Here is a 25,470-nt window from a genome sequence, read left to right on the forward strand (position 1 = left end):
TTTCTTTTTAATTTGGAAGTGTAAAATAAAAGGTTGTACCCTTGTTTTCTTAGGATTCTGGCCAAATTTTAAATTGAACAATTAAAAATCCTTATTTTAGCATTTCACATTTAATTTTTAAATCTTCTTTATGTTTTCATATTTTAAGTTACAAGGTAAAAATAAACAAGCTTATACAATTGCATTTTACAATCTTGAAAATTTGTTTGACACTAAAAATGATCCAACTACTTTAGATGATGATTTTACTCCAAAAGGAAGAAAAAACTGGAATTATAAAAGGTATAAAAGAAAAATTAAAAAATTAGGTAGTGTAATGCTACAACTGGGAACAGAAAAATCCTTCCATGCTCCGGCTATTATTGGGGTTGTTGAGGTTGAAAATCAAACTGTTTTGGTTGATTTGGTAAATACAAATAATTTAAAAAATGAAAACTATGGAATTGTACATTACGATTCTCCGGACGAAAGAGGGATTGATGTTGCCTTGCTTTATAAAAAAGAATTATTTGAGTTGTTGCATTCAGAAACTTTTCCACTCTACTTAAATGCTAAAAATGGCGAAAGAGATTATACACGAGATGTTTTATTGGTAAAAGGAAATTTAAATGGAGAGTTGGTTCATATATTGGTAAATCATTGGCCGTCTAGAAGAAGCGGTGAAGATTTTACTGAAGAGAAAAGAATAAAGGCAGCCGAACTAGTTGCGAGTATTACCTATAAAATTACAAATCAAACACCAGACGCCAAAATTATTATTATGGGAGATTTTAACGATGATCCAACAAGTAAAAGTGTTAAAAATTATTTAGTTAATGATACTTTTTACAACCCAATGGAGCGTTTAATAGCAACTGGAAATGGAACATTAAATTATAAAAGAACTTGGCATTTATTTGACCAAATAATTTTTTCTAAAAATTTTATGTCCATTAAAGAAAATACACATTCTTTTAAATATGCAGAAGTTTTTGATAAGTATTTTTTAAAGGAATGGAAAGGTAAATACAAAGGAAATCCTTTTAGAACTTATATTGGTAAATGGTATCAAGGTGGTTTTAGCGATCACTTTCCGGTTTATGTATATTTAAAAAAGAACTAAATATAAAAAACTCAAACTTTTTAGTTTGAGTTTTTTATATTTCATTAAGCCTTTATGGTTAAAGGCATTTTATATATTTTATCTCGAATTCCTGGATTTTTAAATTTTTTATAATTTAAGTTTTCTCTAATATATTTTACAACATCTTTGTTTTTACAACCAGGGCACAATACTACAATTTCACCTTCCGAATTAAAGGTAAATTTTAAGGTGATGGTCATGTTTTCTTCAACTGGAAAATCGGGAGTTTGAAGCAGCTCAATAATCTGATTTCTAAGTTCTTTTTTCGTTACATCTGGATTCTCAAAATTTGATGCAAACAATCCAAATGTACCAATTAACAAGGCTAAAGCCAATAATTTAAATTTTTTCATTTTTGGTATATTTAAGTTAAACATCTTTTTTATTTGATACTAAAATTAAGATTTATAGTACTGCAATCTTTCAAAATGAAGCCTCTTAACATTTGTTTAACCCATATTTTATTAAAATGCTTTTTAGAAGCTTAAATTTTTAACCAATTAAACGCGTAACTATTTATTAAATAATGATTTAAAAATTTTGTTCAAAAAGTTTATTGATAGAGAATTAACTTAAATTATGTTAAAAGTTAAATGTGTTCCATAAAAAAACTCAAACAAAAATTAATGTTTGAGTTTTTATATTTTTTATATTTTAGTTATGATATTTTCATTTTTAAAGGCATTGTATATAATTTATCTCTTTCTCCAGGATTGGTAATTTTATGATAATTTAAATTTTTTCGAATAAAATTTAAAATTTCTGGGTTTTTAGAATTTACATTTAAAACAACTATTTCTCCTTCAGAACTAAAAGTAAAAGTAAGTATAATAGTTACTTCTTTTTCAATATTAAAATCGGGCGATTTTAATAGTTCAATAATTTCAGTTCTAATTGTTTTTTCTGGTGATTCTAATTTGCTTGTAGTTGTTGCAAATAAACTTGATGTTCCTATTACTAAGGCTATAGCTATTAATTTAAATTTTTTCATTTTTTGATAGATTTAGTTAAACTTATATTTGATATTTCAAATGTATGGGGAAAAGTTTATTCATTATTTTTAAAAATTTCGATTAACATTTGTTTAACCTCAAAAAAATATTTTTTAATCTATTTAGTTTAATAAATTTATTTAAACATCTGATATGCATAGAATTAAGTTTGTAATCTGTTTTTTTGAAGCTTAAAGGTTTAACATAATTTAAGTTAATTCAGCTTTTTTTAATTAGCTTTGAAGAGTAATCTAAAACAACTACAATGAAAAAAATAATATTAATTACGCTTGTTGGAATTTTTCTTTTTTCTTGCAAAAAATCTGACACTCAAAAAATTGTTGAATTGAAATATCCTATAACAAAAAAAGTAGATACTGTTACTAATTATTATGGTACAGATGTAAAAGATCCTTACAGATGGTTAGAAGACGATATGTCTGAAGAAACAGCTGCATGGGTTGGTGAACAAAACAAAGTTACATTCGATTATTTGGCCAATATTCCGTACCGTGAAGCATTGAAAAACCGATTAGAAACATTATGGAATTACGAAAAAATGAGCGCTCCATTTAAAGAAGGAGATTATACGTATTTCTATAAAAATAATGGTTTGCAAAATCAATATGTTTTGTATAGATTTAAGGGTGAAGAAGAGGCCGAAGTATTTTTAGACCCAAATACTTTTTCTAAAGATGGAACAACTTCGTTAGGAGGCATGTCTTTCTCAAAAGATGGAAATACCGTTGCTTATGCTATTTCTGAAGGTGGAAGCGATTGGCGAAAAATAATCATCATGGATGCGGTTTCAAAAGAAATTAAAGAAGACACCATTATTGATGTAAAATTTAGTGGTATGTCTTGGAAAGGAAATGAAGGTATTTTCTATTCGAGTTATGAAAAACCAAAAGGAAGTGAACTTTCAGCTAAAACAGATCAACACCGATTATTTTATCATAAATTAGGAACAAAACAAGCTGACGATCAAATCATTTTTGGCGATAAAGATAAAAGACGTTATGTTGGCGGAGGTGTTACTGAAGATGGAAAATACTTAATTATTTCTGCTTCTGTTTCAACTTCAGGGAATGAATTGTATTACAAAGATTTATCCGACCCAAATAGTGTTATTAAACCTATTATTTTAGGCTTTGATAATGATACAAATGTACTTGACCATCAAAATGGATATTTCATTATGCAAACTAATTTAGACGCTCCTAATAAAAGAGTTGTAAAAGTTGCTGTTGAAAAGCCAGATGCAAATAACTGGGAAGATGTAATTCCTGAAACTGAAAATGTATTAAATGTTTCTACTGCAAGCGGATATATTTTTGCACTTTATATGGTTGATGCCGTTTCAAAAGTAAAACAATACGATTTTAGTGGTAAATTAATTAGAGATATTGAGCTCCCTGGTATAGGTACTGCAGGTGGATTTGGAGGAAAAGTTGATGATGAAACTATTTATTATTCTTTTACTAATTATATAAATCCGGGTTCTATTTATTCTTTTGTTCCTAAAACAGGTGAATCAAAACTTTATAAAAAACCTGAGATTGATTTTAATGCCGATAATTTTGAATCTCAACAAATATTTTATACATCTAAAGATGGCACTAAAATCCCAATGATTATTTCTTACAAAAAGGGAACTGAATTAAATGGTAAAAACCCAACAATTCTATATGCTTATGGAGGTTTCAACATAAGTTTAACGCCAAGTTTTAGCATTGCAAATGCCGTTTGGATGGAACAAGGGGGGATTTATGCAGTGCCTAATTTACGTGGTGGTGGTGAATATGGAAAAGCATGGCACAATGCCGGAACTAAAATGCAAAAACAAAATGTATTTGATGATTTTATCGCTGCTGCTGAATATTTGATTCACAATAAGTATACCTCATCTGATTATTTGGCTATAAGAGGAGGCTCAAATGGTGGTTTGTTAGTTGGAGCTACAATGACGCAAAGACCAGAATTAATGAAAGTAGCATTGCCTGCTGTTGGAGTGATGGATATGTTACGTTACCATACATTTACAGCAGGAGCAGGTTGGGCTTACGATTATGGAACAGCAGATGATTCTAAAGAAATGTTCGATTATTTAAAAGGGTATTCTCCTGTACACAATGTAAAAGAAGGTGTTTCATATCCAGCAACAATGGTAACAACTGGAGATCATGATGATAGAGTGGTGCCCGCACATTCATTTAAATTTGCAGCAGAATTACAAGCAAAACAAGAGGGAAACAATCCAACATTAATAAGAATTGAGACAAATGCTGGTCATGGTGCTGGAACTCCTGTTTCAAAAACAATTGAGCAATATGCCGATATTTTAGGATTTACGTTCTACAATATGGGTTATAAAGAACTACCAAGTAAAACCAAGGTAAAAGGGTAAATTAAAAACTTTTTTGAAAATTAAAACCGTTATTACGAACAAAGTGAAGCAATCTGTGCTAGATTCTTTATGTTTTGCTCGTAATGACGGTTTTTTATGCTATCTCTAAAATTTCAGCGTTATTAAAAGGAATAAATTCACCTACTTTTTTTCCTAACAATTCTTTACCAATGGGAGACTGAGAAGAAATTGCAAAATAAACTACTCTTTCTATTTCAATTTTTCCAACACTAATGGCTAAAAAATAACTGCCTTTTGTTGTTTTAATAAGGCTTCCTAAACAAGTAACTTCACTTTTCTTTTTAATAATTATTTTATTTAACACTTCTTTCATTAGAGTAACTTCAGAAAGTTGTTGTCCTGCTTTTTCCATTTCTAATTGAATCATAGCGCGCCCAGTTTCATGCTTATCACCAGCCGAACTTTTGGTTTCAGAAAACAAATCGTTTTTATTTGAAGCAATACTTTTTGAAATTGTGTTGTGTTTTTCTTTAACAAAATCTAAACAGGCTTCTAGTAATTGTTGTTTTATTTTTAAATATTTTTTCATAAAGATGGTTGTAAAAATAACAATTCTTAATTTTGTAACCAATTATGCAATTTACAGGAAAACGATATTTAGATTATAGTTCATTCATCAAATTAAAGTTTGGAGAAAGAGTACAAAAAATTTCGTTAGATATTGGTTTTTCTTGTCCAAACCGAGATGGTTCAAAAGGAGTTGGTGGTTGCACATATTGTAATAACAACACATTTAATCCAGATTATTGTGAACCTCAAAAAAGTGTAAAAACACAATTAGAACAAGGTATTGAATTCTTTTCTAGAAAAGGGAAAAATAATAAATTTTTAGCTTATTTTCAGGCTTATACAAATACGTATTCTGATTTTGAATCGCTGAAACAACTATATTTAGAAGCGTTACGTGTTCCAAAAGTTGTTGGATTGGCTATTGGAACCCGTCCAGATTGTATTTCAGAAGAAATAATTGATTTTTTAGATACACTTTCTAAAACTTATTTTATTTCCTTAGAATTTGGTGTAGAAAGCACGAATGAAAAAACCTTGTTGCAAGTAAATCGCTGTCATACTTTTGAAGAAACCAAAGCCACTTTTAACTTGTGTAGAAACAAAGGGTTTCATCTAGGGGCCCACATTATTTTAGGACTGCCAGGTGAAAGTGAATCAGATTTAATTAACCATGCAATTGAAATCTCAAAATTGCCAATAAACACATTAAAATTACATCATTTACAAATTGTAAGAAACTCCATTATGGCAGTTCAATATAAACGAATTCCAGAGAATTTTAACTTATTTACTTCTGATAATTATATCAATTTTATTTCTAAATTTATTACTCATTTGCGTCCAGATATTATTATTGAGCGCTTTATAAGCGAAGCACCAAAAGAGTTGTTAATAGCTCCAAAATGGGGCGGACTTAAAAACTTTGAAATTGTAGCTAAAATTGATAAAAATCTTCAACATAAAAATCTATGGCAGGGTAAAAACTATTAATTTTTATAACTGCAATAATAACGTTATCCAAAATAATACTGTTTTAGTAATGTATATTTTGTATGTTTAAGGTATGTTATTTATCTACATAAAACAGTTATCTGAAATGCCTTGGATTTTAATTCTAGGGTTGTGTTATTATAGTTGTATTTAATCATTATAACTTTCAATTTTCTAACGTTAAAACTAATTTTATGAGTACTATTATTGTATTAGGAGCTGGCATGGTTGGTAGCACAATGGCTATTGATATGTCAAAAAAACATTTGGTTACGATTACCGATTTTAATAAAAAAGCATTAGAAAAAGCTGTTTCTAAGTGTAATAAATTAATTCCAATTCCATTAGATGTTACTAATAAAAGGGAACTTCAAAAAACAATAAAACCTTTTGATTTGGTTATTTGTGCAGTTCCCGGATTTTTAGGTTTTGAAACTTTAAAATCTATTATTGAAACAGGTAAGAACGTAATTGATATTTCTTTTTTTTCTGAAAATTGTTTTGAATTGAACGAATTAGCAAAACAAAATAATGTTACTGCTATTGTAGATTGTGGTGTTGCTCCAGGAATGGGAAATATTATTTTAGGATACTATAATGAAAAATTAAAAATTACAGATTTTGAATGTTTGGTAGGGGGTTTGCCAAAAGTTAAAAAATGGCCTTTTTGTTATAAAGCTCCTTTTTCTCCAATTGATGTAATAGAAGAATATACGCGTCCGGCACGTTATGTGGAAAACAGTGTAATGGTAACGAAAGAAGCTTTAACAGATTGTGAATATGTGGATTTTGAGGGAGTTGGAACCTTAGAATCTTTTAATTCAGATGGTTTACGCTCAATAATTTTTACAATGCCTCATATTAAAAACATGAAAGAGAAAACATTGCGTTATCCTGGCCATGTTGAATATGTAAAAGTGTTAAAAGAAAGTGGTTTTTTTAATGAAGAAAAAATAAATTTTAACGGTAATGAGATTTCACCACTAGAATTTACTTCAAAAATATTATTTAATGAATGGAAACTAGATGAAAACGAAGCAGAAATAACTGTAATGAGAATTTCTTTAAAAGGAACCAACTCAAATGGCGAGCTAAAAACAATTGTTTACAATTTGCACGATGAATTTTGTACTGAAACCAAGACGTCTTCAATGGCGAGAACTACAGGTTATACAGCAACAGCAGCGGCCAACATGTTTTTAGATGGATTATTTATTGAGAAAGGTGTATTTTCGCCAGAATTGGTAGGAAAACACGAAGCCTGTTTTAACTATATTTTAAAGTATTTAAAGGAAAGAAAAGTAATATATAACAAAGAAGAACAATAAATTAGTGCGAAAGATAATCTTAATAATTAAAAGAATAATGTTAGGAGTTTTAAAGTTGTTTGTGAGACGTGAAACGTCTTTAGTTAAAAGTTAAGTCGACTTTTCATGTTTCACCCCTCACATTTCATTTAAAAACTACATTCTATAAATCCAAGTTGCAGGATTTAATGTTTGGGCATTGTTTGTTAAAACAAAACTCAAAATTGTTTTTCCAGTAATTTTATCTTTAAAAATAGTTCCTATTTCTTGCTTTGTAGTTACTTTATCCCCAGTGTTTACAAAAACGTTTTCCAAATTTTTATACACCGTAATGTAATTACCGTGTTGTATATAAACCATTTTTTTATTGCCACCCATTACTTGTACAGCTAAAACAGTACCATTAAAAATAGCCCTTGCTTTACTTCCATCATTTGTAGTAATCCTAACACCATTACTTTGTATTGTGGTTGATTTTACAATTGGATGTGGCTGTTTACCATAAAACGTAGATACAAAACCTTTCTCTACTGGCCAATCTAATTTCCCTTTATTAAGTTCAAATTTTGAAGCTAATTCCTTTGCTTCAGGAGTTAAAGCGAATGTTGTAGAAGCCGTTCTAGAAGTATTTCCAGATTTTTTATTTGATGCTACAATTGCAGCTCTAATAAGTTTATCTATTTGTGCAGCAACTCTACTTTCTTCTCTTTGAAACTGTTTAATTTGTTTCTTGTATTTGTTTTCTTTCTGTTTTACTTTGCTCAATAAAACTTCTTGTTCTTTTTTTTCTTTTTCAATATCAGATTGTTGTTTCCTCTGTACATCTAAAAGCTTTTTCTTTTGATCTTTTTTAACTTGTAGCGAGTCTGTTAACGTCTGTAATTCAGAAGTTTTTATGTGAATTTCATCTCCTTGTTTTTTCCTAAAGGCTGTATATTGTTTCATATACTGAAAGCGTTTATAGCCCTGAAAAAAGTTTTTTGAAGACAATAAAAACATTATTCTGCTATTTTGAGATTTACTTTTATAAGAACTATAAATCATTTCTCCATAATCCTTTTTAAGCGCTTCTAAAGCTCTTTTATTTTTATTGATCTCAAGCTGATTTAAATAAATTTCGTTTCCTAATTCGTTTGATTCGTTTTCTATGGCATTGATTAAATCTTCTCGGGTATTAATTTTATCATCAAGATCTTTTAACTGATTTAATACATTCTTCTCTGTTCTTATAGTGTTGGATAATAATGCGTTAATGTATATCTGATCTTTTTGAAGTTGTACACGACGTGCTTCTAATACTTGACGTTTAGATTTTTGAGCAGTACTGTTTACGCTAATAAGTACTATTAAAAACAGCAAAAGATACTTTAATTTAAACTGCATTATTTTAAACTGATTTCTTTATAACCATTTGGAATTGAAAACGGAAAAGTTAAACGTTCATTAAATTCAACTGTGCGATATTCTATATTTATGGTTGTTATTTTTTTATGATCAATAGCTCTAATATCAATATTTTTGGGAAACTGTTCTCCTTTTATTTTACTGTAATTTGGATACGAAACAGATAGCAATTGTTGCTTCTCTTGATTTCTAATTTCCTGTCTATTTACTTTAAAATTATCTGGATTCATAAAGAATAAAATCCCAAATAAATCAATATCTTTTTTAGGTTTTAATTGGTACAAATTATTAGCTATTTCAGAGTTGTATTTTCCCTTTTTTAAATTTAAAACAGCTTGCCCCAACAAAATATTCTGAACTTTTTCGTAATCTAATTCGGTACCTAGCCATTTACTTAATAAAGAAAAATCACCATCAAAATAAGTGCGTTGCATTTTTTCGTAATAAATTACTCTACTAGGGGTTATTTTTACTTTTGCAACAGGAATACCAAATTTTGTTGCACTCATCCAAATAGTTTTATCTTTTTCTAAGCGCAATTTTATACTAAAGCTTACCGAAGTTTTTTCGTCTTTATACTTGGCATTTATTTTAGCATTTACTGTTTTTTGATCAAAATTAGAACTGTAGTGGTTGTTGATAATTTTTTTTGTTGAAATACTACTGATATTAGACCCAACAGTATTTTTATTTGATTTACAAGATGTAAAAATCAATAAAAAAATTAATACTATTTTAGAAAATATTTTCATTTAATTTGCCTGTTTTAACAGTGCTATTTTTTGTTTGTATTTTAAAACTTCTTTTGTGTTATTTAAACCTTCGTGGCTAATAATTAACTGATTGTAAAAATTTAATTCCATTTCAATATTATCTATAACAAAATCAATGCCAATAGTTAAAACGTCAATTGCATCATTATATTTTTTAAGTTTATTAAGTGCAAATCCATTTAATTGATATAGAATTGGTTGTGCAGGAAATAATTCCAATGCATTTTTACTATCTAAATTTAATAATTCAAAAAGATTATTTTCAAGTTCGTAACTTAGAATTTTAAGCAAGGTTTTAAATTCTTTATTTTTTTTATATGAATTTTTTAAGGCTTCAATACTTGTATTTTCAGGTTGATTTTTTGCAGGTATTGTCTCTTTTTTATTTAATTTTTTTCTATTGGTTAAATAGTTTCTAAACCTTCTAATTTTTAAGGTTGTTAGGGCCTTGGCCTCAATTTTGGTAATTAAATCTTCTGCTTTTGCAAATTCTCTATTTTGAATATATAGCAGCACCAATTCATCGGTATAAATTGGTTTTAGTTCCACAAGTTGCTTTTGAATTTCTATAGCGTCCTTAAAATTTCTTTGAGCTTTTAAGATATTTACTTTGTGTTTTAATAAATGCCGGTTTTTTGGATCTTTTGCAAGTGCACGATTTATAAATACTTCAGCTTCGTAATATTTTTTTAAGAGCAAATAGTTTTTAGAAAGTTCAAAATCTACGGCTAAATTTACAGTATCAATTGCTGCACATTTCTCCAGATTTTCAATAGCTTTTGAATAATTATTTGTAGTGCTTTGTTTTAAAGCTTCAAAAAAATATTCTTGGAATTTTAAATCTTGTACTTCTTTATTATCTATATTTTGAGCATATGAAAAACAAGAACAGAGCGCAATTCCTATTAAAAATATGTTATGTAATTTTTTAAAATTCATTTAGAAGTGCAATATACAATTTATTCATTTTAAAAATTTTGAATTTTTTCAACTTTAGGCTGTTTTTAAATGAATAAAAATATTACAATTTTTGAATTTTCAGTTAATTTTAATAGGTTTTGTAGTAGGTTAAAATTACAAAAACTTGCGTTCTATAAGTTCAACCAAGCGCTGTTCGTATTCTGTTTTATCGTTCCAATTATAATCTGGTTTTACCAAATTATTTAGAAATTCTTTGGCTTCTTTTTCTGTTTTAAATGAGTTTAATTGAGACAAAACTCTGTTGAAATCTTCCTGACTTCCTTCAAATAAATGTTTTACAAAGGCAATTCTATCATTTAATCCAATTTGTAAATTACTTTTAAATAAGGTATCATTTATTGAACGAATAGATTGCTGTTTATTCTCTTCAATAACAGGATTTTCTTTCGTTGCTTTTTCAAAAAGATTGGTTGCAACATCAGCAGAAATAGCATCTTTAAATTCTTCATCTAAAGTTGGTTTAGGTAATGCAACTTCTTCAATAATTTCTTTTGTAGCTTTTGGAGTGTCTTCAATAGAAAATTCTGTTGCCTTTTTTTGGGTTGAGGTCACATCTTCTTCCAGTTCCTTTGCAATTTCAATTATAGATTCAACAGTTTTAACAGTTGCAGATTCTTCGGTAACAATATCTTCAATTATTCGGGGTGCTGTTTGCACTTCATTTTCTTTTTTAAGTTCAATGTTAACTTCATCAACTTTTTCTACACTATTTAAGTTTTCTTCAACAAATTTTAAAATTGTTAATTTTTCATAAATAGTATGTGCCTTTTTATGCAAAATGGTTATGTCGTTATTTTTTAGTTCTAAAATACTGTGAGCCAGGCTCACTAATTCAGCTTCCAATTTTTTGTGCATAAGTTGATTTATTTATTGATTATTGATGTGTTATTTTTAATAAATTTGTAAAAATTCAGAAAAACAGTAATTTCTGTATTACAAATTAAACTATTTAATTCGAAAAAATATACTATTTAGTATTGCATTCGTTTATAACAAACAAATACAATAACCTTTGAAACGTGAAATTACAAAATGTTTCTTGAAAATACAGTAAATCATACCGAACAATTTGGCTGGATAGAAGTTATTTGTGGCTCTATGTTTTCTGGTAAAACAGAAGAACTAATCCGTAGGTTAAAACGCGCCCAGTTTGCAAAACAAAAAGTGGAGATTTTTAAACCTGCAATAGATACGAGATACGATGAAGAGAAAGTTGTTTCTCATGATTCCAATGAAATTCGTTCTACACCTGTTCCTTCATCTGGAAATATTCGACTTTTAGCTACAGATGTTGAAGTTGTTGGTATTGATGAAGCACAATTTTTTGATGATGAAATTGTTGCTGTTTGTAACGATTTAGCAAATAGAGGTGTTCGTGTAATTGTTGCCGGTTTAGATATGGATTTTAAAGGGAATCCGTTTGGACCAATGCCAGCACTTATGGCAACCGCGGAATATGTTACTAAAGTGCATGCCGTTTGTACGCGTACCGGAAACTTAGCACATTATAGCCATAGGACTGCATCAGGTGATGCTTTGGTGTTACTTGGTGAAACTCAAGAATATGAACCATTAAGTAGAGCCGCCTACTACAAGGCAATGCAAAAGGAAAAAAAGAATATAGCCGAACAACCTAAAAATGGAAAATAACCACGTTTCTGTACTTGAAATAGATTTAAATGCAATTGATTTAAACCTACAATTTTTTAAGTCTAAACTAAATACAACTACTAATATACTGGTTGTAGTCAAAGCTTTTGGTTACGGCACTAGTGCAATTGAAATAGCAACATATTTGGAATCAAAAGTGGCTTATTTTGCTGTTGCGTATGTAGATGAAGGTATTGCACTTCGCAACGCTGGAATTAAAACTCCAATTTTAGTATTGCATCCTCAAAAAGCGAATATTGAAAAAATTCTCTACTATAATTTAGAGCCAAACATATATTCTATAAATTTATTAACTGCTTTTATTGAAAAGGCAGCAGCGCTAAATATTAAAAATTATCCAATACACATAAAATTTAATACTGGATTAAATAGGCTGGGTTTTGTTGAAAAAGATATTTCTGAGATCACTACAATTATAAATACTCAAACTGCCTTAAAAGTAGTTTCGGTTTTTTCGCATATTGCTGCAAGTGAAGATTTAAACGAACGTTCATTTACGCTTCAACAGATAGCTACTTTTAAAACGCTTTCTTCAAAATTAATTAGCAAATTACCAAACACGCCATTTAAACATATGTTAAATACTTCGGGTATTATTAATTATGCTGAAGAAGCGCAGTTTGATATGGTGCGACTTGGAATAGGGTTGTTAGGTTTTGGAAATGAAGCAAAACAAACAAAAAACTTAAAAAATGTATTGACTTTAAAATCGGTGATTTCTCAAATTCATACTATTAAAAAGGGTGAAACAGTTGGTTACAACCGTGCTTTTAAGGCAAATTCAACCCTAAAGACAGCAACTATTCCAATTGGTCATGCAGATGGAATTTCTAGACAACTAGGTAACGGAAAAGGCTTTGTGTATATTAATAATACGAAAGCTCCCATTGTTGGAAACGTTTGTATGGATATGATAATGGTTAATATTACCGAAATTGATTGTATTGAAGGAGATGAAGTTTTAGTTTATAAAAATCAATCTCATATCGAAGAATTAGCAGCTGAAATTCATACAATTCCTTATGAAATTTTAACTGCAATTTCACAAAGGATTAGACGCTTGTTAAAAAAATGTTAATGAATTAATTTTTTTTATTACTTTAGCTTTAACTTAATTAATAACTTAAATTTATAATTAATGGGAATGATAAAAGAATTTAAAGACTTTGCAATGAAGGGAAACCTTGTTGATATTGCAATAGGTTTTGTAATGGGAGCAGCTTTTAAAAGTGTTGTTACTTCATTTACCGGAGGCATTGTTTCTCCACTTGTAGGTTTGATATTTAATTCAGATTTTAAAGATTTAAAATATATAGCAAAAGAAGGGGTTGCTAATGAAGCCGGTGAAATTGTAGGTGAAGTTGCAGTATTATATGGTGATTTTTTAACGAATGTTATTGATTTTATAATTGTTGCTTTTGTAATGTTTATGGTTGTAAAAGCTGTAAATGCAACTAAGAAAAAAGAGGTACCTGCTCCAGCAGCACCAAAAGGACCTTCTCAAGAAGATTTATTAGTAGAAATAAGAGATTTATTAGCTAAAAAATAATAAAGAAATTTAACCAAACTTTCTTTAATTCAAAAAAGGGTTCGCATTTTGCGAGCTCTTTTTAGTTTATAGAATGTTATTTTTTAGTTTCGTAGACTTCAGCAATTGTAGGAGCGTTTTCGCAATTTTTAATTAGAATAAGTCCGTCGTTAACTGATACATTTCCTGTCTGTAACACCTTAAAATAAATGCCACACATTGTTGAATTCCAAAATTGTTTTAAAATTTTTTGAGTTTTAAAAACTAGTCCTAATTTAAAACAAGGCTCTCTTGGTTGTGTAACTTCAATAATTGCATCGCCTAATTTATATTGATTTCCAATATGTATTTCGGTTTCGTCTAAATCTGAGATGGTTAAGTTTTCACCAAACATTCCAAATTTCCAATCTAATTCCGGATAGATTTCTTTCCAGTATGCATAATGATTTTTCGAATATGCATATACTGCTTTATTCATTCCGCCATGGTACCTTCTGTCTATTACGGCATCATTTACTACATCTTCTTCACCTAAAAAAATTGGTGTTTCAACAGGACTTTTAAAAATACCAGTTTCTATTATTTTTCCTTTGTAATTAATAGTTCTTTTCTCTCCAATATTGACAGATATTACCTTCATTTTTCTTCAAATTTTGCCAATGAATCCGCAATTTTTCTATCGTTAGATAAACGTGGTACTTTGTTTTGTCCTCCTAATTTTCCAACAGATTTCATATATTTATTAAAACCACCTTTTTCAATTACAGTAATTTTTAAAGGTTGCAAAATTTTACCAACAATTAAATCTAAATAATAGCTATTTTGTTGCTGTAAAGTAGCATCAATTTTTTTAGCAAACTCGTTAATATTTGTTGGTTTTTTGTCGAATTCTATAAACCATTCATGGTATGGTAATCCCTTTTCTGGTGTAATTTGGGGCGCAACTGTGAATTCGCTTACAGTAATTCCGGTATCAATTGTATGGTAATTTATAGAGTCTTCAATTTCTTTTCCAATCACATGTTCTCCAAAAGCAGAAATAAAATGTTTTATTCTTCCAGTAACTACAATTCTTGGCGGATTAATAGATAAAAACTCTATTGTGTCACCAATATTATAACCCCAAAGACCTGCATTTGTATTTAAAATAATTACATAATTTACACCTAATTTTACATCTGCTAATGAAATTCTTGTCGGATTTTCATTAAAAAATTCTTCAGAAGGAATAAATTCATAGAAAATACCATTATTTACTAAAAGCATCATCGCTTTTTCGGTTTGAGAATCCTGGTAAGCAATAAATCCTTCGGAAGCAGGGTACATTTCTATAGCATCTACTTTTCTTCCAATTAATTCTTCAAATTTATTTCTGTACGGTTCGTAATTAACACCTCCATAGGCAAACAAATTAAAGTTTGGAAAAACTTCTCCTACTTTTTTACCAGTTCGTGCAACAATTCTTTCAAAATACATTTGCACCCACGGCGGAATTCCACCAATAAGTGTCATATCTTCATTAATAGTTTCGTCAATAATAGCTTCTATCTTTTTTTCCCAATCTTCAATACAATTGGTTTCCCAGCTTGGCAACCTGTTTTTTGTTAAATATGAAGGGATGTAATGCGCTGTAATACCAGACAATCGTCCAATATTAATTCCGTTTTGCTCTTTTAACTCTGGACTTCCTTGTATAAAGATCATTTTACCATTTAAGAAATCTGTTTTTTTGGTTTCGTTTATATACAATAAAAGCGAATCTTTAGCCGCATTTATATGCATTGGCATTGACTCTTTAGTTAACGGAATATATTTTGTGCCAGAAGTTGTACCAGAAGTTTTGGCAAAATATAAGGGCTTGCCTTTCCATAAAACATCAGGTTCTCCAGCTACAACTCTTTCTACATATGGTTTTAAATCTTCGTAATCTCTAATTGGAACTTGATCTTTAAAATTTTGATAGGATTTAATATTTTCAAAATTATGATCTTTTCCAAAAGCAGTATGTTTTGCTTGAGAAATTAACTTATTAAATACTTTTTGCTGAATTTTTACAGCGTTATTACTTTCTTTATAAAACTTTGTTGATACAAGTTTTGCATAGGGTTTCGCTAAAATGGATTTAAGACTCATAGTTATTCAAAATCAATATAATTAACAGGATTTACGGGATATCCTTCATTCCAAAGTTCGAAATGTAAATGCGGACCTGTACTAAATTCTCCAGTATTTCCGGCAGACGCTATTACTTCACCTGACTTTACCAAATCTCCTTGTTCTTTATGTATTGCCGTATTATGTTTATAAACTGACATAAAACCACCAGAATGTTTAACAATAACAACATGTCCAGTTTCTGAAGTCCAAGCTGCAAAAATTACAGTTCCATCAGCTACAGATTTAACAGGAGTTCCCATTTCTACAGCAATATCAACTGCAAAATGCTTTGTTTTTAGGTTGTACCCATCGGTTAATGTACCTACAACTGGTGCAAAAAACACAACATCGGCACTTTTTGTTGCTTCATTAAAAATACTATATCTATCAGCTCTTTCAACGTCTAATCTAAATTCTAAATCTGCTTCTGAGGGATTTAAATTTATAGAATCCTTATCATATTGTATTGATTGCAGCACACTATCTTTATCGAATTGAACTTCGGATATTTCTCCAGTTAGTAAATCTCTAACCTTTTGAATGTATAAATTATTAACTTCAAGTACTTGTTGTAAAGAATCTGCTTTATAAATTAATTGGGTTGCATTTCTTTTTAATTGGGTTGAAGAATAGCCCGGAATGTATTCTCTCAATTGGGTAAAAGCAATTAAAAATATAGTTCCAACAATGAGTAAAATAGAAAATAAACTGCCAAAAATAAATACATTTAATCGTGTTAATTTAAAAGACAATTTTTCTTCAAAAGTATCTTCATTTAATACAACCAAACGGTATTTATTAATTAATTTCTGTCTAAATTTTCCTTTATTTTTAGGTTTTTTTGCCATAATTTGATTAAAAGCAAATATACAACGAAAATTTGTTTAATTAATTTTAGTGGATGTAGATTTAAGTGTTAAATCTAAGCCAAAATTAGTTTTTATAAAAGTTCATTTCATCAATATAATTCCATACATTTTCTGGTAGCATAGCCCTAATATCTTTTTTATCTTTAATACTTTTTCTAATAAAGGTTGAAGAAATTTGAATAATTGGAGCTTTTACACTGTGTACATTTGGATGTTTTAAAAATTCACTTTCTGTTGTTTCTCCCGAAATTCTAGGATAAACATACAATTGGTAATTTTTAATAATTGTTTCATAATTTTTCCATTTATGAAACCCTTTTAAGTTATCCTCACCCATAATTAAACAAAATTGATGTTCTGGATATTTTTCTTCAATATGAATTAGGGTATTTACCGTGTAGTTTGGTTGTGGAAGTTTAAACTCAATATCTGAAGTTTTTAATTTTGGATATGCTTCAACAGCAACATTTGCAATTGCCAATCTATGAATATTATCTAGTAAAGAGTTTTTTTGTTTAAATGGACTCATTGGAGTAATTACAAACCAAACTTGATCTAAATCTGAAAATTCTGCCAAATAATTTGCAATAATTAGATGCCCAATATGGATTGGATTAAAGGTGCCAAAAAACAGTCCTACCTTCATTTATTTTATAAATTTTTCGATTAATTTATACGCTTTAGTTTTTGCGTCTTCTAAATTATCATTCACTAAAATTATATCAAAGTCTTTTGCGTATTTAAGTTCTTTTTCGGCTTTAGCAACACGTTCTTTAATTTTTTCTTCAGAATCGGTTTTTCTATTTCTTAACCTGCGTTCCATTTCTTCAATAGATGGCGGTTGTACAAAAATAGCCAACGTTTGTGTTGGAAATTGTTTTTTTATGTTTAAACCTCCAATAACATCAATGTCAAAAATTACGTGTTTGCCTAATTTCCAAATACGTTGTATTTCTTCTTTTAAAGTTCCATAAAAATTATCGGTGTAAACCTCTTCCCACTCTATAAAATCATCTTTCTCAATGTGCTTTTTAAATTTTTTAGCAGAAATAAAATAGTAATCTTTTCCGTCTATTTCTGTTCCCCTAAGTGGACGAGAAGTTGCGGAAATTGAAAAATCTAAATTTAGTTCAGGTTGCGCTAATAGATGATGTACAATTGTTGTTTTACCAGAGCCTGAAGGTGCCGAAAAAACAATAAGTTTCCCTTCTTTTTGCATGGTTTTATAATACGTTTAAGTTTTGTTCTTTAATTTTTTCAAGCTCATCTTTCATTTGAACTACTAATTTTTGCATAGGTGCAAAGTTAGATTTAGAACCAATTGTGTTTATTTCTCTACCAATTTCTTGAGTAATAAAACCTAATTTTTTACCGTTTGAATCATCAGATTTTAGGGCTTTTTTAAAATAATCTAGATGGTTTTTTAAACGTACTTTTTCTTCGGTAATATCTAATTTTTCTATATAATAGATAAGTTCTTGTTCAAACCTATTTTGATCTATATTGGTTTCTAGTTCTGCAATAGATTTTCTTAATTTTTCTTTAACTTGTTCAATACGTTTTGGATCAATTTCTACAACTTTTTCAAGTAAGTCTTCAATAATAGAAATTCTTAAAACAAAATCCTCTAACAATACTTTTCCTTCATCAATTCTATAAGTAGTTATTTCATCAATTGTATTTTCTATAGCAACATTTATTTGAGCCCATTCTTTTTCATCTAATTCCTCGCGCTCTGTTTTTAAAGAATCTGGCAATTTCACAGCCATTTTAAGTAATTCAACCTCGTTAGAATCAACAATTTTTCTTAATTGATGCATATATTCTTTTACTACATTCTCATTTATTTTTGAAGAAAGTTCAACGCCATTATTTTCAATAAAAACAGAAAAATCAACTTTTCCTCTAACCAATGCAGTGGCTAGTTTTTTACGAATATATAGTTCTTTTTCTCTATAATAAGCAGGAATGCGAATGTTTAAATCTAAATTTTTACTATTTAACGATTTTAATTCTATCGTAATTTTTTTAGTTGGAAGTTGTAATACGGTCTTGCCGTAACCAGTCATTGATTGTATCATCTATTTTCAATATTTTGGCAAATTTAAACAATTTAAACCATGTACTAATTAATTATACTATTGATACGAGTTTTTTGTACTAAAACTATTATGTACTTTTGATGAATCTATTAATATGATCAGTTTTATTTTGAGCAAACACAAACATTTATTAGTTATTAGACTTTCTGCAATGGGCGATGTAGCTATGACAGTTCCGGTAATAAGAGCCTTTACTGCACAACATCCCAATGTAAAAATAACGGTACTTTCAAAACCATTTTTAAAACCATTATTTAATGATATTAAAAATGTAGATTTTTTTGCAGCTGATGTTACCAACAAACACAAAGGTTTTTTTGGGATTTACAAATTGTATAAAGAATTAAAACTTTTAAAAATTGATGCAGTTGCAGATTTACACAATGTTTTAAGGTCGAAAGTATTAAGAACTTTTTTTAAAATATCATTTAAAAATGTAGCTTTTATAAATAAGGGAAGAAGTGAAAAAAGCGCATTAACAAAGACAAAAAATAAAGTTTTTAAGCAACTAAAAACAACCCACGAAAGGTATGCTGATGTTTTTAGAAGCTTAGGTTTTAGTTTGGATATTAAGAACCCGACTTTTCCTGTAAAAAAACAATTACCTGAAGAATTATTCAAAATTACGGGTGTTAAATCTGAAAAATGGGTTGGAATTGCACCTTTTGCGCAGTATAATTCTAAAATGTATCCAATAGATTTAATGGAAAAAGTAATTGCAGAATTGTCTAAAAATAAAGCTGTAAAAATATTTTTGTTTGGAGGTGGTAAAAAAGAGGTTGAAATTCTAGATGCAATTGCCAATAAATATGTAGCTACAATTAATATGGCTGGAAAAATAAAACTGGCACAAGAATTAAATTTAATTTCAAATTTAGATTGTATGTTAAGTATGGACTCTGGAAATGCGCATTTTGCAGCAATGCTGGGTGTAAATACCTTAACTATTTGGGGGGTTACGCATCCATTTACTGGTTTTGCGCCATTTAGTCAACCCTTTGAAAACGCTATTTTACCTGATTTAAATATATATCCAAACATTCCTTGTTCAATTTATGGTAATAAAGTGTGCGAAGGTTATGAGGATGTTATGAGAACTATTGCTCCAGAAAAGATAGTTGATAAAATATTGAAATCTATTCATTAAAAAGACTGTTTAAAAAGCAAAATTTAACATCATCCTGAACTTGATTACTCATCCATTCTTTATTTTATAATTAAGGAATATGTGCATCTTCGATTTCAGGTTCTCATAATGATCGGTTATCAGTACAATGAGATTTTGCATTTCGACCTCGCTCAATGACCGGTTGCTGAGCGGAGTCGAAGCAAAGAATGATGGTTTTTACTACCTAAAAAGTCTATTTATAAATTACGCTATAAATGTTAATCTAAAGCAGGTATTCTTAGAACTTGACCCGGATAAATATTATCTGGATTTGTAAGCATAGGTTTGTTTGCTTCAAAAATAACAGGATATTTCATAGCGTCTCCATAATATTTTTTAGCAATTTTACTTAAATAATCTCCTTTAACAAATGTATGAAATTGTGCTTCTGGTTCAGAAATTTCTACAGTCATTCTATCATCAACTGTTGCAATACCTTCAGTATTACCCAGTACCAATATTACTTTTTCGCGCGTTGCTTGAGAATCTGCTTGGCCCCAAACGGTAGCGTTATCGCTATTTACTTCAATATTTAAGTCTTGTACTTTAAAGCCTAAAGTTTCAACCGCATTTGAAAGTTTTGTTGCTTTTTGCTTTGCCAATGTTGCTTCATCTGCCGTTTCCTCAGCAGTAGTTTTTCCAATACCAAAAACTTTGGCTCCGGCATTTTTAATAAATGAAAATAATCCCATGTCTTTTCCTTTTTTTAATTAAAAAATAAGATACAAAAATTAAACCAAATCTTTAGTTTAAAATCTCGTTTTAAAGTTTTATTTTTGCAATAAATACTTCATATATGATTGTCAATATTTTAGATGCTAAGAAATCAATATTAAATAAATTTATTTCTGAAATAAGAGATGTTACAGTTCAAAAAGATTCCATGCGTTTTAGACGAAATATTGGCAGAATTGGTGAAATTATTAGTTATGAATTAAGTAAATCACTAGTTTTTGAAAACAATGCAGTAACCACGCCATTAGGAACAAAAATTGTTGCAACTCCTAAAAAAGACATTGTTTTATGCTCTATTTTAAGAGCTGGTTTACCATTACATGAGGGCCTTCTAAATTATTTTGATGATGCTGAAAACGGATTTATTTCAGCATATAGAAAACATATTAACGATACTGAATTTGAAATTAAGGTGGAATATTTTGCTTCACCAAATTTAGATAATAAAACATTAATATTAGCCGATCCAATGCTAGCTACTGGGCAATCTATTACTGCTGTTTATGAGGGGCTAAAAAAGCACGGAACGCCAAAAGAAATTCATTTAGCTTGTGTTATAGGTTCAACTGAAGGTGTTGAGTACATTAAAGATCACTTTCCGGAAAATACTAAACTATGGATTGGAACCGTTGATGAAAAACTAAATGACCATGGTTATATTGTTCCTGGTTTGGGAGATGCAGGTGATTTAGCTTATGGGACAAAGCTATAAAAAATACACAACTACAGAAACTATTAAAAATAAGTATAAAACTAAATTTTTTAAAAGGTTAGAGGAGGTTTTCTGTAAAAAATTTGCAATAATTATACCTGAGGGGAATACCAAAAAAAGTAGTTCAGAACCATTTCTTTGTATTGAAAAGACTATAATAATTACTGAAATTATAAAGTGACCTATAATTAGTTGTAGAGCGGATTTAAAAGTAGTACTTACCTGTAATATTTTTGGTGTCAAAAAAATAACACTCCATATTAAAATTGTTATTAATAAAGAAAGGGGTAATACATATTTTAATTGATTGTAATTAGAGAAATCTACATTATAATTAAAAACTAATTTGCTGTAAAACAATTCGACACTATCAAAGTAAAAATGATATGTAAAAAAAACAATCACAGGAAATAAAAAACCAATAATTGGAATGGCTAAATTCTTTAAAGTTATTTTGTTATAAATAAATAAACTTATATACACCAACACTAAAAATAAGACACTCCAAGTGTATAGAATAGCAGAAATTCCTATCCAAAAACCCGCATCAAATAATTTGCTTTTTGTGTTAAACCCAGATTTTAAACTATATATTTTTCTAAAAGCAAAAAGTAATAATAGATTAGAGAAAAACAAGTTTATTGAAAATATAATTTCATAAAAACTTCCTAGTACTACTATAATTATATACAGCGCATAGGAGTTATCCCCTGTTAAATTATTCTTTCTTAAAATAAAATTAATCAGCAATAACATAAAAATAAAGCCAATAAAGATAGCTAAACTTAATCCTAACGAAGCCTTAGAAAAATCAATTGTTCTAAATAAAAATGTAGCCACAACATAGAAGATTGTGAATAACAATAATAGATTAACAATTATTGCGGGTTTAGTTTTATTAAAAAAATTTGCTATCATTACTATATTTCATACTTTTGCCTGTAAATATAATTAAGAAATGATTGCAAACAATATTTTTAAAGCGATAGGTGATTTTTTTACAAATGTTTTATTTGCGCCTTACCATAGTATAAGAGCTATGGATAATTGGTGGTTGCAAAACACTGTAAGTTGGATTTTTATTATTATTACTTTTATTGCATTCTTTTATTGGATAGGTGAAATAAGAAAATACAAAAAAGCTGGAAATGAATAGTCTCGACTCTTATTTTATTTAATTTTTCCTTTTAAAACAAGCTACTAACTGTGGGAAGCAAAAACAAACTTAAAAGATTTCGTGAAAACGATACATTTTCTAATGTAGTACAACCAACGCGAGAAGAAGTTCTCGAGGGCTTCTCTAAAAAGGGAAAATGGCACGATTTTTTTAATAACAACAATCCAATTGTCTTAGAATTAGGTTGTGGGAAAGGAGAGTATACAATAGATTTGGCGCGTAAAAACCCCAATATAAATTATATAGGTATTGATTTAAAGGGGGCACGTTTTTGGCGAGGTGCTAAAACTGCTTTAGAAGAGAATTTAACCAATGTTGCTTTTATTAGAACCCAAATTGAATTAATTGATTTGTTATTTTCTGAAAATGAAGTAACCGAAATTTGGATCACCTTTCCAGATCCTCAAATAAAATATACGCGTACAAAACATAGATTAACAAATGCTGAATTTTTAAAAAAATACTACCAAGTTTTAAAACCTGATGGCATAATAAATTTAAAAACAGATAGTGAATTTATGCATGGATATACCTTAGGATTATTACATGGCGCTGGTCACGAAGTTGTATATGCACATCACGATATTTATAAAAATACTCATTCACCAATAGAAGTTACCACAACGCAAACTTTTTACGAAAGTCAGTATTTAGAAAAAGGAAAACCAATTACTTATATTAAATTTAAGTTGAAGTACTAGGGAGCTTTGCAGCTTTAGATTTTTGCACCTTTCAAACTTTCAAACTAACTTTAACCCATGCCAAAATCCGAAAATTTTTTCGAAAAAGTTTATGAGGTTGCAAAAAAAATTCCTTTTGGAAGAGTTACAAGCTATGGTGCAATAGCTAAGTACTTAGGAGCAGCACGCTCTGCTAGAATGGTTGGGTGGGCAATGAATGCTTCGCACAATAATCAAGAAATTCCTGCACACAGAGTTGTAAATAGAAAAGGCTTATTAACGGGTAAACATCATTTTGATGGTACTAACCTAATGCAGCAATTATTAGAAAGTGAAGGAATAGAAGTTGTTGAAAATCAAATTCAAAATTTTAGTGCTATTTTTTGGGATCCATTTAAAGAATTGCCAAATAATTTATAACCTATTTTTTTGTAACAAGCACTGCATTACTTTTTAAATCTTAGCTTTTTATATTCGTTTGAACTCTGTATATTTGTTGTTTAGAATCATTTTACATAAAGAATATGACATACAGTAAAAAAGATATAACAAAAGCACTTGAAACCATTACCGCTCCTGGTGAAGGTAAAAGTTTAGTTGAAAGTGGAGCAGTAAAAAACATTGTTACTTTTGAAAAAGAAATTATAGTTGATGTAACTATTAGCAATCCTACTTTACAAGCAAAAAAGAAAATTGAAGTTGAAATTATAAAAGCTATTCACGAACACGTGGATCAAAAAGCTGATGTAAAAGTAAATGTTACTGCAGTTGCTCCTCCAGTATCACCTCTTAAACCAGAAAAACCAAAAGTTCCTGGAATTCAAAATATTATTGCAATTGCATCAGGAAAAGGTGGCGTAGGAAAATCTACAATTACTGCAAATATGGCGGTTTCACTTCAAAAAATGGGTTTTAAAGTTGGTATTTTAGATGCCGATGTTTACGGACCTTCAATACATTTAATGTTTGATGTTGCAACTGCAAGACCTTTATCTGTTGAAATTGATGGTCGCTCAAAAATGCAGCCAGTTGAAAGCTATGGCGTAAAAATACTTTCATTAGGATTTTTTACAGATGCAAATCAAGCTGTAATTTGGCGTGGAGCTATGGCTTCAAAAGCATTAAATCAAATGATTTTTGATGCACATTGGGGCGAGTTAGATTTTCTTTTAATCGATTTACCTCCTGGAACTGGAGATATTCACTTGTCAATTGTGCAAGCTGTTCCAGTAACTGGGGCAGTTATAGTTAGTACGCCTCAAAATATTGCTTTAGCAGATGCTAAAAAAGGAGTGGCAATGTTTCAGCAAGAAAATATTAACGTACCTGTTTTAGGAATTGTTGAGAACATGAGTTATTTTACACCAGCAGAATTACCAGAAAATAAATATTATATTTTTGGTAAAGATGGTGCAAAAAACTTAGCTGAAGATATTGAAACATCATTTTTAGGTGAAGTGCCATTAGTACAAAGTATTAGAGAGGCTGGTGATGTAGGTCATCCAGTTGCTTTGCAAGAAAATACACCTTTAGAAAATGCTTTTAGTACTATAACTAAAAACACCTTATCTCAATTAGTAAAAAGAAATAAAGATTTACCTCCAACTGAAATTGTAAGAATTACAACTATGAGCGGGTGTAGCACAAACTAATAATGAAAATGGATTTAGAAGAGCTTAGAACAAATGTAGAAGGGGCCTTACAAGAAATAAGACCTTATTTAGAAGCTGATGGCGGAAATATTTCTTTAGTAGAAATTACTGAAGACACTGTAAGTGTGCAATTAGAAGGTGCTTGTTTGGGTTGTTCTGTAAATCAAATGACTCTAAAAAATGGTGTAGAAGCTACCATAAAAAAACACGCCCCTCAAATTAAGAGGGTAATTGAGATAAACGGAATTAAATTTTAAATTTGATATTAATAGATGTCATCTCTAATTATAATATGAATTTTAGTTGAATCGTTAATTACTTATTTAAAAACGTCTGTTTATATGTTCAGGCGGGTATTCATTTAAAAGTTAGTTATAGATTCATGTCTATCCTGTAATGAAAAGTTTAGTGAAAATGTATAATCTTTAACTTCATAATAAATACACTTATTTTGTGCTGTAAGCAATATAAAACAACAATTTTAATAAAAGCTTAACTATTAAACGTTTGG

At 29.1% G+C, this 25,470-nt stretch carries 29 protein-coding genes; 14 read left to right on the forward strand and 15 right to left on the reverse strand.

Going from position 1 to position 25,470, the window contains the following annotated elements:
• The first annotated feature begins 130 nt into the window (after positions 1–130).
• Entirely contained in the window at positions 131–1,102 is a 972-nt protein-coding gene (locus IEW75_RS02150; protein WP_134248394.1) for an endonuclease/exonuclease/phosphatase family protein, read from the forward strand.
• Positions 1,103–1,146: 44 nt separating this feature from the next.
• Here IEW75_RS02150 and IEW75_RS02155 read toward each other — a convergent pair whose 3' ends face one another.
• The gene (locus IEW75_RS02155; protein ID WP_134248395.1) at positions 1,147–1,476 is read right to left on the reverse strand and encodes a hypothetical protein; all 330 of its coding nucleotides are present in this window, start codon (positions 1,474–1,476) and stop codon (positions 1,147–1,149) included.
• A gap of 305 nt (positions 1,477–1,781) precedes the next feature.
• Positions 1,782–2,114, reverse strand: a complete 333-nt coding sequence (locus IEW75_RS02160; RefSeq protein ID WP_134248396.1) for a hypothetical protein — start codon at positions 2,112–2,114, stop codon at positions 1,782–1,784.
• A 266-nt stretch (positions 2,115–2,380) separates the two neighbouring features.
• Between IEW75_RS02160 and IEW75_RS02165 the strand changes: the two genes are divergently transcribed.
• The gene (locus IEW75_RS02165; RefSeq protein ID WP_134248397.1) at positions 2,381–4,522 is read left to right on the forward strand and encodes a prolyl oligopeptidase family serine peptidase; all 2,142 of its coding nucleotides are present in this window, start codon (positions 2,381–2,383) and stop codon (positions 4,520–4,522) included.
• A gap of 94 nt (positions 4,523–4,616) precedes the next feature.
• Here the strand turns inward: IEW75_RS02165 and IEW75_RS02170 are convergent, their stop codons facing one another.
• Complete coding sequence (locus IEW75_RS02170) at positions 4,617–5,072, reverse strand: 3-oxoacyl-ACP synthase (RefSeq protein ID WP_134248398.1); 456 nt, start codon at positions 5,070–5,072, stop codon at positions 4,617–4,619.
• A gap of 44 nt (positions 5,073–5,116) precedes the next feature.
• On the opposite strand from IEW75_RS02170, the gene mnmL reads away from it, so the two are divergent.
• Both mnmL and IEW75_RS02180 read left to right on the forward strand, forming a co-directional pair.
• Positions 5,117–6,043: a tRNA modification radical SAM protein MnmL/YtqA gene (mnmL, locus tag IEW75_RS02175; protein WP_134248399.1), complete on the forward strand. Its 927-nt coding sequence runs from the start codon at positions 5,117–5,119 to the stop codon at positions 6,041–6,043.
• 194 nt (positions 6,044–6,237) lie between these two features.
• Positions 6,238–7,371 (forward strand): saccharopine dehydrogenase family protein, encoded by a 1,134-nt coding sequence (locus IEW75_RS02180; RefSeq protein WP_134248400.1) that lies wholly within the window; start codon positions 6,238–6,240, stop codon positions 7,369–7,371.
• A gap of 135 nt (positions 7,372–7,506) precedes the next feature.
• Here IEW75_RS02180 and IEW75_RS02185 read toward each other — a convergent pair whose 3' ends face one another.
• The 4 genes from IEW75_RS02185 to IEW75_RS02200 form a co-directional block, all read right to left on the reverse strand.
• Positions 7,507–8,733 (reverse strand): murein hydrolase activator EnvC family protein, encoded by a 1,227-nt coding sequence (locus IEW75_RS02185; RefSeq protein WP_134248401.1) that lies wholly within the window; start codon positions 8,731–8,733, stop codon positions 7,507–7,509.
• Positions 8,733–9,506: a lipoprotein insertase outer membrane protein LolB1 gene (gene lolB1 / locus IEW75_RS02190; RefSeq protein WP_134248402.1), complete on the reverse strand. Its 774-nt coding sequence runs from the start codon at positions 9,504–9,506 to the stop codon at positions 8,733–8,735. The genes IEW75_RS02185 and lolB1 overlap by 1 nt, the downstream gene beginning before the upstream one ends.
• Positions 9,507–10,466 carry a tetratricopeptide repeat protein gene (locus IEW75_RS02195; RefSeq protein WP_134248403.1) on the reverse strand — a complete coding sequence of 320 codons (960 nt, stop codon included), beginning with the start codon at positions 10,464–10,466 and terminating at the stop codon, positions 9,507–9,509.
• A 135-nt stretch (positions 10,467–10,601) separates the two neighbouring features.
• The gene (locus tag IEW75_RS02200) at positions 10,602–11,363 is read right to left on the reverse strand and encodes a DUF8457 domain-containing protein (protein WP_134248404.1); all 762 of its coding nucleotides are present in this window, start codon (positions 11,361–11,363) and stop codon (positions 10,602–10,604) included.
• Positions 11,364–11,540: 177 nt separating this feature from the next.
• Here IEW75_RS02200 and IEW75_RS02205 point away from each other — a divergent pair, with 177 nt between their 5' ends.
• The 3 genes from IEW75_RS02205 (at position 11,541) to mscL (ending at position 13,728) form a co-directional block, all read left to right on the forward strand.
• A complete protein-coding gene (locus tag IEW75_RS02205; RefSeq protein WP_134248405.1) occupies positions 11,541–12,158 on the forward strand; it encodes a thymidine kinase in 618 nt (205 codons plus the stop codon).
• The gene (alr, locus tag IEW75_RS02210) at positions 12,148–13,257 is read left to right on the forward strand and encodes an alanine racemase (protein WP_134248406.1); all 1,110 of its coding nucleotides are present in this window, start codon (positions 12,148–12,150) and stop codon (positions 13,255–13,257) included. Before IEW75_RS02205 ends, alr begins: the two co-directional genes overlap by 11 nt.
• A gap of 66 nt (positions 13,258–13,323) precedes the next feature.
• A complete protein-coding gene (gene mscL / locus IEW75_RS02215) occupies positions 13,324–13,728 on the forward strand; it encodes a large conductance mechanosensitive channel protein MscL (protein ID WP_134248547.1) in 405 nt (134 codons plus the stop codon).
• A 76-nt stretch (positions 13,729–13,804) separates the two neighbouring features.
• Here mscL and IEW75_RS02220 read toward each other — a convergent pair whose 3' ends face one another.
• The 6 genes from IEW75_RS02220 to IEW75_RS02245 form a co-directional block, all read right to left on the reverse strand.
• The gene (locus tag IEW75_RS02220; RefSeq protein ID WP_134248407.1) at positions 13,805–14,347 is read right to left on the reverse strand and encodes an MOSC domain-containing protein; all 543 of its coding nucleotides are present in this window, start codon (positions 14,345–14,347) and stop codon (positions 13,805–13,807) included.
• Complete coding sequence (locus IEW75_RS02225; RefSeq protein ID WP_134248408.1) at positions 14,344–15,840, reverse strand: GH3 auxin-responsive promoter family protein; 1,497 nt, start codon at positions 15,838–15,840, stop codon at positions 14,344–14,346. Before IEW75_RS02225 ends, IEW75_RS02220 begins: the two co-directional genes overlap by 4 nt.
• A gap of 2 nt (positions 15,841–15,842) precedes the next feature.
• A complete protein-coding gene (locus IEW75_RS02230) occupies positions 15,843–16,712 on the reverse strand; it encodes a M23 family metallopeptidase (protein ID WP_134248409.1) in 870 nt (289 codons plus the stop codon).
• An 85-nt stretch (positions 16,713–16,797) separates the two neighbouring features.
• Positions 16,798–17,379, reverse strand: a complete 582-nt coding sequence (gene nadD / locus IEW75_RS02235) for a nicotinate (nicotinamide) nucleotide adenylyltransferase (RefSeq protein ID WP_134248410.1) — start codon at positions 17,377–17,379, stop codon at positions 16,798–16,800.
• On the reverse strand, positions 17,380–17,952 hold the full coding sequence (gene gmk / locus IEW75_RS02240; RefSeq protein ID WP_134248411.1) for a guanylate kinase: 573 nt from the start codon (positions 17,950–17,952) through the stop codon (positions 17,380–17,382).
• 4 nt (positions 17,953–17,956) lie between these two features.
• Positions 17,957–18,814, reverse strand: coding sequence for a YicC/YloC family endoribonuclease (locus IEW75_RS02245; protein ID WP_229714375.1), 858 nt, complete (start codon positions 18,812–18,814; stop codon positions 17,957–17,959).
• 172 nt (positions 18,815–18,986) lie between these two features.
• On the opposite strand from IEW75_RS02245, the gene IEW75_RS02250 reads away from it, so the two are divergent.
• Positions 18,987–19,982: a glycosyltransferase family 9 protein gene (locus tag IEW75_RS02250; protein ID WP_188703964.1), complete on the forward strand. Its 996-nt coding sequence runs from the start codon at positions 18,987–18,989 to the stop codon at positions 19,980–19,982.
• A gap of 239 nt (positions 19,983–20,221) precedes the next feature.
• Here the strand turns inward: IEW75_RS02250 and lysM are convergent, their stop codons facing one another.
• On the reverse strand, positions 20,222–20,695 hold the full coding sequence (gene lysM / locus IEW75_RS02255) for a peptidoglycan-binding protein LysM (RefSeq protein WP_134248413.1): 474 nt from the start codon (positions 20,693–20,695) through the stop codon (positions 20,222–20,224).
• Positions 20,696–20,799: 104 nt separating this feature from the next.
• Here lysM and upp point away from each other — a divergent pair, with 104 nt between their 5' ends.
• Positions 20,800–21,450, forward strand: a complete 651-nt coding sequence (gene upp / locus IEW75_RS02260; RefSeq protein ID WP_134248414.1) for a uracil phosphoribosyltransferase — start codon at positions 20,800–20,802, stop codon at positions 21,448–21,450.
• Here upp and IEW75_RS02265 read toward each other — a convergent pair.
• Entirely contained in the window at positions 21,445–22,368 is a 924-nt protein-coding gene (locus IEW75_RS02265; protein WP_158283796.1) for a DUF6427 family protein, read from the reverse strand. The genes upp and IEW75_RS02265 overlap by 6 nt on opposite strands.
• 40 nt (positions 22,369–22,408) lie before the next feature.
• On the opposite strand from IEW75_RS02265, the gene IEW75_RS02270 reads away from it, so the two are divergent.
• The 5 genes from IEW75_RS02270 to IEW75_RS02290 all read left to right on the forward strand — a co-directional run bounded on the left by IEW75_RS02270 (position 22,409) and on the right by IEW75_RS02290 (position 25,216).
• Positions 22,409–22,606 carry a DUF6341 family protein gene (locus IEW75_RS02270; RefSeq protein ID WP_134248416.1) on the forward strand — a complete coding sequence of 66 codons (198 nt, stop codon included), beginning with the start codon at positions 22,409–22,411 and terminating at the stop codon, positions 22,604–22,606.
• A 50-nt stretch (positions 22,607–22,656) separates the two neighbouring features.
• Positions 22,657–23,328 (forward strand): tRNA (guanosine(46)-N7)-methyltransferase TrmB, encoded by a 672-nt coding sequence (gene trmB / locus IEW75_RS02275; RefSeq protein ID WP_134248417.1) that lies wholly within the window; start codon positions 22,657–22,659, stop codon positions 23,326–23,328.
• 57 nt (positions 23,329–23,385) lie between these two features.
• A complete protein-coding gene (locus IEW75_RS02280) occupies positions 23,386–23,727 on the forward strand; it encodes an MGMT family protein (protein WP_134248418.1) in 342 nt (113 codons plus the stop codon).
• Between the two features lie 104 nt (positions 23,728–23,831).
• Positions 23,832–24,959, forward strand: coding sequence for an Mrp/NBP35 family ATP-binding protein (locus IEW75_RS02285; RefSeq protein WP_134248419.1), 1,128 nt, complete (start codon positions 23,832–23,834; stop codon positions 24,957–24,959).
• An 8-nt stretch (positions 24,960–24,967) separates the two neighbouring features.
• Positions 24,968–25,216 (forward strand): NifU family protein, encoded by a 249-nt coding sequence (locus IEW75_RS02290; protein ID WP_134248420.1) that lies wholly within the window; start codon positions 24,968–24,970, stop codon positions 25,214–25,216.
• Positions 25,217–25,470 lie beyond the last annotated feature (254 nt).

This window comes from Lutibacter litoralis (genome assembly GCF_014646675.1).
Classification (GTDB): Bacteria; Bacteroidota; Bacteroidia; order Flavobacteriales; family Flavobacteriaceae; genus Lutibacter; species Lutibacter litoralis.